The organism is Gaetbulibacter saemankumensis DSM 17032 (genome assembly GCF_000425645.1).
In the GTDB taxonomy this organism is placed as follows: domain Bacteria; phylum Bacteroidota; class Bacteroidia; order Flavobacteriales; family Flavobacteriaceae; genus Gaetbulibacter; species Gaetbulibacter saemankumensis.
In genome coordinates this window covers 898,784-911,878 of sequence record NZ_KE384430.1, presented here as the reverse complement: position 1 = coordinate 911,878, position 13,095 = coordinate 898,784, and the positions used below count along the sequence as shown (strand labels likewise).

Below are 13,095 nucleotides of genomic sequence, written 5' to 3'. Positions count from 1 at the left end.
ATTTTTTAATTTATAAAAAGATAAGGCCTTTATCGTACGATAAAGGCCTTTATTAATTATATTTTTACTAATACTATCTCAATTCTATAGTACCATCACCAACAATTAAAGTTGTATCTGGAGCATTTAATACATCATCTTCATTTAAATCTTGCTTGGTACAAGAAGTTAATGCTGTTAAAACTACTGCTAAAACTAATACGATCTTTAGGGCCTTCATAATGATTTGATTTTAAGGTTAATTATTTTATTTTTCTCTAATTATTTAAACAATATGATAACTAAGACTTTTAACAAAAATCTTGTTAGAGGGAAAAATGGATAATTAATTTTAAAACCAAACGCATACAAAAGCGTCTAGAATTATAAATATTATTTTGAGGGAATATTGACTTTTAAGTCAACAATAAAATGGATTAATAAGTTAACTGAAATCTGAGGGGAATGTATAATTTCCGATAACTTGTATCAAATGTAGGTTAAACAGTATAACTAATTTAAGTTAATCGATGAAATGCGTATTTTATCGTCAAAATACGTTTATAGCAATAATTACTTACAAAAAACAGCCTAACGTGTTGATTTTGCCTGCACTAAACTAGTTTTAACAATAATGGTCTTAACATCTTCTTGAACCCCATTATTTTCTAATCTATTAATTAGCATTTTTGCAGCATTCGCACCTATATCCTTGGCATGCTGCCTAATAGTTGTTAATTTAGGAATGGCATGATTGGAATCTGCCTTACTGGCGAAACCAATGACTGAAATATTTTTAGGCACTTTTAGTCCATATTGCATCGCCGCATTCACCGCAATAATACCCGATGAACTATCGGCCGCTATAACGCCGTCAACATGCTTATTTTTCTTTAGAAAGCTGAGAATTTTCTTTTGTTGGTCTTCTTTCTTTTTAATCTTTAGCAAAATTGGTTCTGAACCGGATTCAAAAATAGCCTTGGCATAGCCACGCTCTCTAAGCTTACCAACACTTAAATTATCAAGATTAGTTATAAATGCAATATGTTTTCTGTTATCGGCAATCAAGTTCATCGTGGCATTATAGGTTGCATCAAAATCATCAACAATAACTTTGTCGCACAACAAATCATGCGCAACCCTATCAAACATTACAATAGGGGTTTTCTGTATTATGGTCTTTTTAAAATGTTCCATATCATCCTTAAGCTGTGTCTCTTCAGACAAGGATAAAATAAAACCATCCACACTCCCCGTTAAAAGGTTGATCGCTTCCTTTTCTTTATCCAGGGACTCATTGGATATGCACGTCATAATATTATACCCATATTTTGACGCCTCACGTTCAATTCCAAAAAGTACTTTTGATAAAAAATGATTTAATATGTCAGGGATGATAACACCAATTGTTTTGGTTCTATTCGATTTTAAACTTAAAGCAACTTTATTAGGCTTATAATTATATAATTCTGCTAGCTCCTTTACACGCTTCACAGTTTCTTCTCCAATTTCTTCACTATTATTAAGCGCTTTAGAGACTGTAGATATTGAAACATTTAATTCTTTAGCCAGTTGCTTTAATGTAACCATTCTTTGGATTATATATCTTTATTAAAATCGCAATTTACAAAATTCCTAAATGAAAAATATTCAATCGAACATAAGTCTACTCTTTTTTCAACAAACTTTTAAGAATTGACTTTTGTTTAACGTCGCAATAACAGTTAGATAATTGGATAATAGTATTTTTGCACCTATGAATTTATCACAGGTAAAATTAGTTGTATCAGATATGGACGGGACATTACTTAATAACGACAGTAATGTAAGCCCTCGTTTTTTTAACCAGTTTAATATACTAAAAAAGCAAAACATCCATTTTGTTGCCGCTAGTGGGCGCCAATATCAGAGTATTTTAGATAAGTTAGATCTTATAAAAGATGATATTTCTATTATCGCCGAAAACGGTGGCATCATGAAATTTCGAAATAAAGAACATATCTTATTACAATTAACACCAGATGATATTAATACTTCTGTTAATTTATTACGCCAGATTCCTGGTGCTTATATAGTGTTATGCGGTAGAAAATCAGCTTATATCGAAACCTCAAATTTAGATTTTGTTTCAAAGTTCAGAAACTATTATTCGGAATATCAAATTGTTGAGAATCTAACAACCGTTAACGACGACGTTTTCTTAAAAATTGCTGTGTTTCATTTCGAATCATCCGAAGCCCATATTTTACCTACTGCACAAGTCTTAAGCAACAAACTACAGGTTATCGTATCGGGACAAAACTGGTTAGACATTTCACATGCCGAGGCAAACAAAGCTTATGCCTTAAAAATTCTTCAAAAAGAATTAGGAGTTTCAAAATCGGAAACCATGATTTTCGGCGATTATAATAACGATTTACAAATGCTGAATTTAGGATACTTTAGTTATGCCATGCAAAACGCCCATGCGGAAGTAAAGAAAGTGGCCAGATTTGAAACCAAAAGTAATTCGGAAGAAGGAGTGGAAACCATTTTAGACGAATTAATAAATTACAAATAAAAGGTTCAAACCATTTATATTCATAAAGTATTCCCAAGTAATAAAAGAACTAAAAATATTAGTTTAAAACTTTTGCTATCCCATTCTGTAAGATTCTGCAAAAAATAATGGCCTAATACAACTATATGACGTATCATCTTTATCCTAATTAATATCTTTTTATTCTTCTTCTTATTCAAAAATTAAATAAAATATCTCTTTGATACTGGGAGTCTATTTTTTGAACTTTTCAATCAATTCTATCCTGTCATCCTCTGTTAATTTTGTGATGTAATCAATTATTAATCACATAAATACAACCATCATGAGTGCAAAGCAAAAATTAGTAGTATTAATAAGCTATGGATTAGACGACGAAAGAGCATCGGTAGCATGGAGTATCGCAAACGGAGGTATTAAATCAGGTTTAGACGTTAGTATTTTCCTAGTAAGTTCCGGAGTAGACTGGGTAAGAAAAGGAGCCGCAGACCATGCTCATTTAAACCCCAAAGACCCAACCATGAAAGAAATGATTGATGCCGTAATTTACAATAAATGTAGAATTATGGTATGCCCACCTTGTGCTGCAGTAAGAGGCTACTCGGTAGAGAATTTAATAGACGGCATCGAGCTAATAGGCTCTGGAGCCTTACACCAACTTATATTAGAAGGTGCTGAAGTCATTTCAATTTAAATCAAATAAAAATCTAAGTATTATGAAAACTCAACATTCAACTAACGACATTATACCTCAAATTAAAGCACAACAATTAGATGCCATTATAAGTGAAAATCAATTTAAAATTATTGATGTTAGAAACCCAAAAGGCATCGAGACTCAAGGCGCCATTCCTAATGCTATTAATATTCCTTTTGAAACGGTTGACAATGCATTAAATCCAAACGATCCAAATTTCAATAAAGTATTTAACAGCGAAGGTCCATTTTTATTCTGCTGCACTGGTGGCGTGATGTCTTACATGTCTGCCATTAAAGCTCAGGAAAAAGGTATAAGAAATGTAAATAATCTCGAAGGAGGTCATTCCGCATGGCTGAAGTTAAAACAAGAGGCAAATGTCATCTAAATTACAACACAGAAATGCAAGCTTTCAAAAAGACACATGCTAAGCAGTGGAAAGCTTGCATACCTTCTTAAACTTTAAAACACAATGAAAATTTTATTACTAATATTAACCGTTTATGGTATTTCAGCCATTATAACTCTAGGCAAAATTTTTGAACCTCTTAGAGATATGGCAGAAAAACATAGTCCAAACTTTTGGAAACATCTCACCAGCTGTATGCAGTGCTTACCATTTTGGGTTGGAATATTTATCTCCCTCACCATGGGGTCGCCAATATATGTTACAAATACTATATTACCGGAATATATAAACCTATTTTTATCCTACCTGTATGCAGGAGCATTTTTTAGTGGCACTACCATGCTTATTCACACTGTTTTTGTTAGACTTAAGGGATCGGAATGGACTAAATTGCAAGAAAGTGAAAGGAATCGAAAAATAAAGAAAGGAATCTTAAGAGATTCTATAAAGTAATTATAAACTAAACCTGATTGGTTTGCATAACCTTTTTAGAGTTTCGCCATTGTTTTGGGGTTAGTCCGAATTTATTTTTAAAACTTCTAACAAAATGAGAATCACTTTCAAATCCGCAGTCGTAGCATATTTGCTGCACAGTAAAATCGGTACTTAACATCAAACTACTAGCCAGATTCAATCGCTTAGTTAGCAACCATTTTCCAGGCGTTGTATTGTAAATCTTTTTAAATTCACGTTTAAATGAAGAACTACTTTTTCCACATAATCGAGCAAATTCATCGATTTTCAAATTATAAATAAACTGTTCTTCCATGATTTCCTCTATAGAACCATCTGCGTTTTGAGAGAGCGTATAAAACACATTCTTTATTTCTGAATTACCTTGATTAGAACAAATATTAAGCAGCATTTCTCTAAATTTTAACTCTACAATTTTCTGAGAAATCTTCTTGCCTTCTTTAAGATATGAAAAAAAGGAATGATACAAAGTCTTTAAGCTTTCTGAAATATTGATTCTGTAAATAAATTCCGGATGATTAACTCTCTTTAATGTTGTTAATTCGGCACTAATATCTTCCTTTACACAGCGACGTATAAAATCATCTTTCATAAAAAACATTAAAACACAAAAACCGTCTTCAAAATACTGCTGATTTTTAAAGGCTCCTTTTCTAACAAAAATGGACTGATCTTCTTTTACTAGATATTCATTAGTTGGTGTTATCCATTTTTTCTGACCACTTAAAACATATACTACACTATGACATTCCGACCAGGCAGTGAAAAGTTCCTCCTTTATCGGGCATTTAAACTCAACAATTAAATAATCTTCACCAATTATTTTATTATAACCTGGAGTCTCTAGAAAATGTTTATACGAATCAAACATAGCTTAATCGATAACTTTAAACAAATAGTAATCAACAAATTAACAGTATTAAATTTAAGAAAATATTTTTTAACCAGCATTTTATAACCTTCCATTCAATAGTAATAAACGAAATCTTATAACACCTGAACGATTAAATATCAATTTACCCTATTGAATTCCTCGCTTTAATAATTCATTTTTCACCGAAGCACTCAATAACTAATACGAAATCATTACTTTTATTAATGACCCTTTTATAAAATTGACATGTCCAAGCTAATAATCAACTAAAATCAAACACATTATGAATTCTGCAGATAAAAATCCTATTGAAGAATCTTTAGATCCGACCGATTGGGAAGCAACAAGACAATTAATGCATCAAATGGTCGATGACGCTATTGATTATACAGCTAACCTTCGTACAAACCACGTTTGGAATAAACCTCCGGACTCGATTTTAAATAAACTTAAAACTCCAGTTCCCATTGAACCAAGTGAAGCAACTAAGGTTTATGATGAATTTAAAGCATGTATACTCCCTTATCCCATGGGAAACATTCACCCGCGATTTTGGGCTTGGTATATGGGTAATGGTACTGTATCTGGTTTTATAGGTGATTTTTGGGCATCGGTAATGAATCCGAATTTAGGTGGGGGTAACCATTCGGCACATCACGTAGAAGCGCAAGTTATAAACTGGATGAAAGAAATCATGGAATTCCCTATAAATTCTAGCGGATTATTAGTTAGTGGTGGTTCGATGGCTAACTTTACCGCTCTAACCGTTGCCAGAAATGTGAAATTAAATTATGATGTTCGCACCGAAGGAATTACTTCAAAAATGGCTGGTAAATGTATCGTTTATGCCTCATCCGAAGTTCATAGCTGCAATCAGAAGGCTATGGAAATTCTGGGTCTGGGTGGAAATAGTTTAAAAAAAATTACCGTAAACATCGATTATACCATAAATATAAACGCTCTTAAAACCCAAATAAAAACCGATCGTGAAAATGGATTATTCCCTTTTGCGGTTATTGGAACTTCGGGTACCGTAAATACCGGAGCTATAGACGATTTAAATGCCTTGTCTGAAATATGTAAAGAAGAAGATCTGTGGTTTCATGTTGATGGTGCTATTGGAGCTATAGCCGTAATTGCAGAAGATATAAAACCCCAATTAACTGGCATAGAAAAAGCCGATTCTATTGCTCTGGATTTGCACAAATGGCTACATATGCCTTTTGAAGCAGGCTGTGTGCTCATTAAAGATCCTGAAGCTCATAAAAGCACCTTTTCAATGATTCCCGAATATTTAGAAAAACATGAACGAGGCATTGCTTCCGGTTCAAATTGGTTCAGCGAATATGGCCTACAACTTTCACGCCGATTTAACGCTTTAAAAGTATGGATGTCTATAAAAGAACACGGCATCCATAAATTTGGCAGAATGATTTCTAAAAATGTAAAGCAGGCAAAATATTTAGGTCAACTCATTGAAAACCACAAGGATTTGGAACTGTTAGCTCCAATAGGCCTGGACATTGTTTGTTTTCGATATAATCCCGGAAATTTACCAATTAAACTATTAAACGAATTAAATAGAGAAATTAAATTAAAAATTGAAGAAGCCGGCATTGCTGTCATAGGATACACAACACTTAACAGCCTGTATTGTCTCCGAATCGCCATTGCCAATCACCGTACCATTAATGAAGATTTAGATTTAGTAATAGATGCTATTTTAAAATTTGGTCATCAAGAAATAACCAAATTAAAACAATAAAAAAGGTGGACTTGCGTCCACCTTTTTTGCCCCAAATCTACCATGAACTTAACCTACTTATGTTATGGTAAGGTGAATATAAATGAGTTTTTAATTATTCTATTTTTTATTAGATTAAATACCTAATAAATAGCTGAAATGCAGATTCTTAATCCATATAAAACTACACACTTTACGACTCCATAACCAAAATAGCATGCAGCCAAAATCAACTCTAAACCGGTTAATTTTGATTATTACTTATACAAATAAGTAATATTATGCGCGCCAATTCTTCCCTTTTTTTAATTTTTTCCCTTGGCCTTTACTATTAGTTTTTTTGTTACTCGCATTGTTTTTTAACCTATGAAATGCTGGAGATCCAGGTTTAATGCCTAACTCCTTAGCAATAAAGCCCCATCCTTTTGATTTATGGGTTTTATAAACATTAATCACTCGATCTAAGGATACCCTCGCCTCTCTTGAAAACTCGAGAGACAGATACATATCGCCAGGAATCATTTTTAAATTCGCATACATATAATTTAGTTTTCCTTCGGACACATTATAGGATAAACTCAAATCCCTCATAAATAAATTTATATCAGTTCGAGCATCTCTGTTAATGGTATTCAAATCTGCATCTAGTTGAACGCTTCCTGTTTTAAAACTAATTTGTGCAGATAGCAATGAAAATTTTAATACAAAAACTAACAATAATAGATATTTCATAACATGACATTTTTGGGGTTCTTTATAATGTACGTTTTTCTTACAATTATAGACTATATAAAACTAAACTTCCTTTATTAAAATTCTCCAATATAAGATAACCCATATTAAATTATTACTTACATTATAATAAACACAATACTTTCAGATACTTTAAACAAAACCTAAAGGCCAATCCTTAAATAACACTACCCTTTGGAATTATTCTCACTTATTATAACTACCTTACTATTAGCTCCGCAGTTAATATTTTCACTTCAACTATCTCTATATGAAAAATGCAGTCTGTATTATTTTAGGAGCCCTTTTTACCCTCGTATGTACTAGTCAGGAATATATCGCTAATCGAGGACTGTCATTTTCTTATTCTTCAAACAATACCTGGGGAATTGATATGTTTGGGATCCTAGGAAATAACCGATTTCATCTAGGCTATGGCCATCAATTTAATGGTCAAGAAATTAAAACTGTTAGAAATCATAAGTTAGTTGAAGAGATTACTGAAAATGGGGATGGAGAATATTTTTGGGTAATTGATCTAGGCTATAGCTGACTATTTAAAAATAGAATCACAGCGCATTCTGAACTTAGTATTGGTGGGAAAAAGAAATTTACAAACTATCTAAGCAACACAAATTACGTAGATAACTATTCATTAATTACAGACTCAAAGGCCACAATGGGAATGGGACTAAAAGTAGGCTATTTCTTAAAAAATGGTCTTGAACCGTTTATAGGAATACACACCCTTAAAAAATTAGATTTTGGATTAAGATTATCCTGGTAACCATAGAATGCTAGAGGATCCTTAGAGCCTCACATTTTATTATTTTGAGAGATACAAAATCAACGTAAAAGATAAAATTCAACAAAGCCTTTTTTAAGAATTCTCTTATTAATAACCTAAATGTATTCAATATAGTTTATATTAACCCCTTATTTCAAATAACTCAAAATCATCTAGAAATGAAGACATTTGTATTTATTCTTTTATTTCTTAGCTTTTACAATGGCTTTTCACAAGAAATTCAAGAAAAGAATATCACAACAAAAGTTAACGAGGTAACAGTATTTATTAAAGATGCCCAAATCACGCGTAAAAAAACAATCAATATTTCTTCGGGAGAAACGATCTTAAAATTTATTAATCTGTCTCCCTTCATTAATGCTAAAAGCATTCAGATAAAGGCAAATGCTAATATAACAGTGCTTTCAGTAAATCATCAACAGAATTTTCTAGACAAATTAGAAAAACCGCAAGAATTAGTTGATATAGAAAATAAATTAAAAGGAATTGAGGATAAGATCCAGCTAGAAAATACATATTTAAGCATTTTAAATGAAGAAATTTCCTTCTTACAAGATAACAGAACTATTGGAGGGAAAAATGAAGAATTAAGCGTAAATACACTTAGGGAAGCCTCAAATTATTACGGAACAAAACTTACAGATTTAAAGCTTAAACAAATAGATCGATTAAAAAACATAGAAAATCTAAAGGATTCCCAGACTGATTTAATAAACCAACAAAATACACTTACAAGCAAAAAAAAATTTCCGAATGGCGAAATTTTAGTAAAAGTAAAATCTAAAAATGCCACAACATCTGATTTTGAATTATCTTATATGGTTAGTAATGCAGGCTGGCTTCCTAATTATGATATAAGAGCAAAAAATGTAAATGATCCAATAGTAATCACATACAAGGCAAGTGTAAAACAAGACACCAAAGTTGATTGGGACAATGTAAAACTAAACTTATCTTCCGCAAATCCCAATCTTTCAGGTGTCGCTCCTGAATTAAAGACCTATTATTTAGATTACAATTCAATTCCACCTAGATATAATATTTTAGATTCTAATGAAATCACAGGAATAGTAATGGATAAAAGTAACACTCCTCTACCGGGAGCGTCTGTCATGATTAAAGGTACTACTATTGGGACACAAACTGATTTTGACGGGAGATTTTCACTTGCAACACCTAATTTTTCAAGTCCGTTGGTATTCTCTTACTTAGGATATAAAACTAAGGAGTTACCAATAAGCAACAACATAACAGTAATGTTAGAAGAGGATGTTTCGATGTTAGAAGAAGTTGTTATTGTAGGATATGGAACAAATCAAAAAAGAGCCGTTACAGGCAAGTTAGAAGGTAAATTTCAAGGAATAAAAATTAAAAAAGCAACAAACTCTATAATTCCATCCTTACAAATTGCAAAACAAACTACTGTAGATTTTAATATCAAAATTCCATACACTGTTAAATCAAACAATAAAAATTACTCTGTAGATATTGTTAATCATGAGTTGCCGGCAGAATACACCTACTATTCGGTACCTAAAATTGATAAAGATGCTTTTTTAATAGCCGGTATTTCAGATTGGGAAAAGTATAACTTTCTTGAAGGAGAAGCTAATATTTTCTTTGAAGACACCTATGTTGGAAAAACCATATTAGATATTAGGTATGCTTCAGATACTTTAAATATATCTCTTGGTAGAGATAAAAATGTAGTTATAAAAAGAGAGAAAATTAAAGACTTTACTACAAAACAATTTATTGGAAGTAAAAAAGAAGAATTCAGAGGATGGGACATTTCAATAAAAAATAACAAATCAGAACCCATTAATCTTTTGGTTTTTGATCAAATTCCAGTTTCTACCTTAGAAGAAATAGAAGTAAAACCACTTGAACTTACTAAAGGCATTCATAACACAGAAACAGGAGAAATAAAGTGGGATTTCAATTTAAAACCTAGGGAAACAAAAAAAATAAATCTGCAATACTCCGTTAGATACCCAAAACACAAAAGTCTAATTATCGAATAAAGTTCAAATATCATTAAAATATAATACATATAAAAAACTAGGCATACCTCCTTATTCCGGAAGGACATCCATTTAAAACAAAAAAGCATCCCAATCTTCAATTAAGAAAAAAGGAACCCTTACCCCTTGTCTTAACTATTTAGACCATTGATAAACACTTTGTGGTTAACCAAATAGTACAACTACTTTATAGTACCAAAAAAAGCCCTAATCTCTTAGAGCTTTTTTAGATTACTGCTATTTGCTAAAGATTTTTATTTTTAACAATACAAGCTTATAATTTATCCGGAGTTTATTTAACGAGCAGGAATTTAAATGTTACCGGAGTCTGTAGTGTTACGGAGTTGTTTTGTGGATTATATAATATTACTTGAACATTCGCTTGTCCATTACCATCAATACTTTGTAAATAAACCGACAAAATACATCCTTTTAAATCAACATTAGCGGAAGCAAGAAAAATATCTCCCATTTCAAATGGCTTACCCTCTGGAGGGTCTACTTTCAGACTATTTGGAGAATACCACGGGCTATTTCCACTAATGGTACCATTACTTCCAACAGGAATGGTAAAAGAACCATCTGCACTAGTAGAAACAGGAGGCGAACTTATGGTAATAGCGCCTGGTGTGTTATCAATTACAACACCTTCTCCCGCTGTAATGGTAGATAATTTAAAATCGTTCGTGGTACTATCACCAATTAAAATCTGACCATCTGTAACGGATGATGCGTCAAGACCCGTACCTCCATTTTCAACAGGTAGAATATCTGTCACCTTAGTTGATAAGTTGATGGTATTATCGGCAATATCTTCATTTAAAATTGTTCCGTTTAAAATCTCAGAAGTTTCTACAGCGCCCTCTTGAATATCCTCCGCAAGAATTTCTTCATTTAATATTTTTTCTGTAGTAATGGCATCATCAGCAATATCATCGGTATAAAACGCATAAGGTACAGCCATAAACTTTTGATTACTTACCAATGCATAATTACCATCATTCTTAGTAGATATTTCAACTTTTAAAAACTGGTCTGCATCAATCCAAGGAATATCCAGTAAGCGTGCATAGCTAGTACTCGATACATCACCTTTCCCTATAACCAGACTAAACAAACCATGTGCATCTGTTGTAGTAATATGAGTTTCTTCCCATTGAATCCCCCCATCAAGTCCTTTTGTAATAGTAAATCGAACTCCAATTTCTCTATTATAAAGGGGTTTCTCTTCTATATCCAGCCCAACAATTTCCTGTGTTTCATCGTTAAGGGCAACAGCCTGATAATAAATACCGTCCAAATCACCTATTCTCTGTGCTGAAACTAAATTAACAGCTATTATAAAAGTTACTATAAAAATATATTTAAGTTTTTTCATTATAATCAAATTAAAAGTTATTACTAATCAGCTAAATTAAAAGAAAGGCCTAATGTGATACCGTAGCTCCTGTTGGCCGATTTCTGTCCTGAATCTACTTCGATATTACTCAACCCATATAGGTATAAGGCTTCGGCATATGCCGATACAAAATGGGAAATATTAAAATTCACTCCAATATTCCCAATAATTCCAAAATCTGATTTCTTCAGGATTTCAGACTTGGTAATATTGAACTCCTCATTGTTTAAAATCTGAGTACCTCTCATTAAATAACCATAATATCCATTTAAAATGGCATAAGGACTGAAAACTCTCCTTTTTAAAATGTAACCACCTCCTAATTTGGCCTCTGCATACTCTAAACGCCAGGAATAATTCATGCCTTCATAAACATAGTTAGCTCCACCATTTCTTTTTCCCAAACCTGCTTTAAAAATTACATTATTTCTAAAAGCATTACGATATCCTATCCCATAGGAACCTGTAAATACGGATTGATAATCAGAATTTTGCTTGACATCATCACTGTTAACAAATTTAAATGTACTTACCAATTGCGAGGCCTCTATGGTAAAACTTGGCTCTTGCGCATGGCTTGAAAATGATATAAGCGTTATGGTTAATACTAGTATAGTTCTTTTCATATTAATGATTATTTAGATATTATTAATTTACTTACGGATTGTTTATTGTTATCTCCTTGAACTTTTATAAGATAGGTTCCCACAGCCCAAGAGCTACAGTTAATAACATGTTCTTTTTCATTTTGGATTTTTTGTTGGTAGATAGTATTTCCCTGTAGATCAAAAACAACAATAAAAGCTTGCTTTAACATCTCTGTGCTTTGAATCGTAATACGGTATTGAGCAGGATTTGGAAATACATTGACCTCTAATGATTCAAAATCCACCTGAACCATCTTTTCAATTTTATAGCTTACAGGTTGAAGAAACCCTTGGGTTACATTGCTATTTTTAACATTTTGAGTACTGTAGACTTGCCCCACCGTTTGAGCATAAGAAAGTCCCTGTTGTGATAATGTCGCGCCATAACTTGAAATACTTTGTCGCGCAATTGATTGTGAGTATCCACTATACGATACCAACATAACAAACACACCCCCCATGTTAAAAAGCCATCGTTTGAATTTATGTTTTTCGAATAATGATTTCATACATGTTTGTTTCATAGATTTAAAATTTAATTTTAAAAAATAGGATAATAGTTTTTCCGGCCATTTACTTGTTGTAACCACTATACTATATAACAAGCTCACTTTTAAATTTCCCACCCCCTATCTCATTTTTTTTTTAATCTATTTATTGAAAACAACCATAAACCACTCTAAACAACCCCTTTAAGCAGGAACCGTATATTAATTAAAAAGTATAATTTTTTGATAATCTGAAGAGGTAATAGAATTACTAAGGAGGC

Annotated in this window: 14 protein-coding genes; 7 read left to right on the top strand and 7 right to left on the bottom strand. The window is 32.1% G+C overall.

The window, feature by feature from the left end:
- Positions 1-73 precede the first annotated feature (73 nt).
- Together H611_RS14765 and H611_RS0110740 are read right to left on the bottom strand one after the other, a co-directional pair.
- The gene (locus tag H611_RS14765; protein ID WP_157515077.1) at positions 74-220 is read right to left on the bottom strand and encodes a hypothetical protein; all 147 of its coding nucleotides are present in this window, start codon (positions 218-220) and stop codon (positions 74-76) included.
- Positions 221-570: 350 nt separating this feature from the next.
- Positions 571-1,569: a LacI family DNA-binding transcriptional regulator gene (locus H611_RS0110740; protein WP_084158177.1), complete on the bottom strand. Its 999-nt coding sequence runs from the start codon at positions 1,567-1,569 to the stop codon at positions 571-573.
- Positions 1,570-1,711: 142 nt separating this feature from the next.
- Here H611_RS0110740 and H611_RS0110735 point away from each other — a divergent pair, with 142 nt between their 5' ends.
- From H611_RS0110735 to H611_RS0110720, 4 genes are all read left to right on the top strand, one after another.
- Positions 1,712-2,539, top strand: coding sequence for a Cof-type HAD-IIB family hydrolase (locus H611_RS0110735; protein WP_316928853.1), 828 nt, complete (start codon positions 1,712-1,714; stop codon positions 2,537-2,539).
- A gap of 304 nt (positions 2,540-2,843) precedes the next feature.
- Entirely contained in the window at positions 2,844-3,212 is a 369-nt protein-coding gene (locus H611_RS0110730) for a DsrE family protein (protein ID WP_035483767.1), read from the top strand.
- A 22-nt stretch (positions 3,213-3,234) separates the two neighbouring features.
- Positions 3,235-3,603, top strand: a complete 369-nt coding sequence (locus H611_RS0110725; RefSeq protein WP_027138375.1) for a rhodanese-like domain-containing protein — start codon at positions 3,235-3,237, stop codon at positions 3,601-3,603.
- A gap of 84 nt (positions 3,604-3,687) precedes the next feature.
- Positions 3,688-4,077: a hypothetical protein gene (locus H611_RS0110720; protein WP_027138374.1), complete on the top strand. Its 390-nt coding sequence runs from the start codon at positions 3,688-3,690 to the stop codon at positions 4,075-4,077.
- A 7-nt stretch (positions 4,078-4,084) separates the two neighbouring features.
- On the opposite strand, the gene H611_RS0110715 is transcribed toward H611_RS0110720, so the two are convergent.
- Entirely contained in the window at positions 4,085-4,969 is an 885-nt protein-coding gene (locus H611_RS0110715; RefSeq protein WP_027138373.1) for a helix-turn-helix domain-containing protein, read from the bottom strand.
- Between the two features lie 286 nt (positions 4,970-5,255).
- On the opposite strand from H611_RS0110715, the gene H611_RS0110710 reads away from it, so the two are divergent.
- Complete coding sequence (locus H611_RS0110710) at positions 5,256-6,737, top strand: pyridoxal phosphate-dependent decarboxylase family protein (RefSeq protein ID WP_027138372.1); 1,482 nt, start codon at positions 5,256-5,258, stop codon at positions 6,735-6,737.
- Positions 6,738-6,995: 258 nt separating this feature from the next.
- Here H611_RS0110710 and H611_RS14235 read toward each other — a convergent pair whose 3' ends face one another.
- Complete coding sequence (locus tag H611_RS14235) at positions 6,996-7,448, bottom strand: hypothetical protein (protein ID WP_157515076.1); 453 nt, start codon at positions 7,446-7,448, stop codon at positions 6,996-6,998.
- 271 nt (positions 7,449-7,719) lie between these two features.
- On the opposite strand from H611_RS14235, the gene H611_RS0110700 reads away from it, so the two are divergent.
- Together H611_RS0110700 and H611_RS0110695 are read left to right on the top strand one after the other, a co-directional pair.
- Complete coding sequence (locus H611_RS0110700) at positions 7,720-8,001, top strand: hypothetical protein (protein WP_027138371.1); 282 nt, start codon at positions 7,720-7,722, stop codon at positions 7,999-8,001.
- Positions 8,002-8,414: 413 nt separating this feature from the next.
- On the top strand, positions 8,415-10,280 hold the full coding sequence (locus H611_RS0110695) for a mucoidy inhibitor MuiA family protein (protein WP_027138370.1): 1,866 nt from the start codon (positions 8,415-8,417) through the stop codon (positions 10,278-10,280).
- A gap of 292 nt (positions 10,281-10,572) precedes the next feature.
- Here H611_RS0110695 and H611_RS0110690 read toward each other — a convergent pair whose 3' ends face one another.
- Genes H611_RS0110690 through H611_RS0110680 form a run of 3 tightly spaced genes read right to left on the bottom strand, consistent with a single transcriptional unit; the run spans position 10,573 to position 12,835 of the window.
- Complete coding sequence (locus H611_RS0110690) at positions 10,573-11,658, bottom strand: hypothetical protein (protein WP_027138369.1); 1,086 nt, start codon at positions 11,656-11,658, stop codon at positions 10,573-10,575.
- A 23-nt stretch (positions 11,659-11,681) separates the two neighbouring features.
- A complete protein-coding gene (locus H611_RS0110685) occupies positions 11,682-12,305 on the bottom strand; it encodes a porin family protein (RefSeq protein WP_027138368.1) in 624 nt (207 codons plus the stop codon).
- Positions 12,306-12,313: 8 nt separating this feature from the next.
- Positions 12,314-12,835: a T9SS type A sorting domain-containing protein gene (locus tag H611_RS0110680; RefSeq protein WP_169515997.1), complete on the bottom strand. Its 522-nt coding sequence runs from the start codon at positions 12,833-12,835 to the stop codon at positions 12,314-12,316.
- Positions 12,836-13,095: the final 260 nt, after the last annotated feature.

Coding starts and splice junctions, on each gene's coding strand:
- H611_RS14765 (WP_157515077.1), bottom strand. CDS start 220: ATGAAGGCCCTAAAGATCGTATTAGTTTTAGCAGTAGTTTTAACAGCA.
- H611_RS0110740 (WP_084158177.1), bottom strand. CDS start 1,569: ATGGTTACATTAAAGCAACTGGCTAAAGAATTAAATGTTTCAATATCT.
- H611_RS0110730 (WP_035483767.1), top strand. CDS start 2,844: ATGAGTGCAAAGCAAAAATTAGTAGTATTAATAAGCTATGGATTAGAC.
- H611_RS0110725 (WP_027138375.1), top strand. CDS start 3,235: ATGAAAACTCAACATTCAACTAACGACATTATACCTCAAATTAAAGCA.
- H611_RS0110720 (WP_027138374.1), top strand. CDS start 3,688: ATGAAAATTTTATTACTAATATTAACCGTTTATGGTATTTCAGCCATT.
- H611_RS0110715 (WP_027138373.1), bottom strand. CDS start 4,969: ATGTTTGATTCGTATAAACATTTTCTAGAGACTCCAGGTTATAATAAA.
- H611_RS0110710 (WP_027138372.1), top strand. CDS start 5,256: ATGAATTCTGCAGATAAAAATCCTATTGAAGAATCTTTAGATCCGACC.
- H611_RS14235 (WP_157515076.1), bottom strand. CDS start 7,448: ATGAAATATCTATTATTGTTAGTTTTTGTATTAAAATTTTCATTGCTA.
- H611_RS0110700 (WP_027138371.1), top strand. CDS start 7,720: ATGAAAAATGCAGTCTGTATTATTTTAGGAGCCCTTTTTACCCTCGTA.
- H611_RS0110695 (WP_027138370.1), top strand. CDS start 8,415: ATGAAGACATTTGTATTTATTCTTTTATTTCTTAGCTTTTACAATGGC.
- H611_RS0110690 (WP_027138369.1), bottom strand. CDS start 11,658: ATGAAAAAACTTAAATATATTTTTATAGTAACTTTTATAATAGCTGTT.
- H611_RS0110685 (WP_027138368.1), bottom strand. CDS start 12,305: ATGAAAAGAACTATACTAGTATTAACCATAACGCTTATATCATTTTCA.
- H611_RS0110680 (WP_169515997.1), bottom strand. CDS start 12,835: ATGAAATCATTATTCGAAAAACATAAATTCAAACGATGGCTTTTTAAC.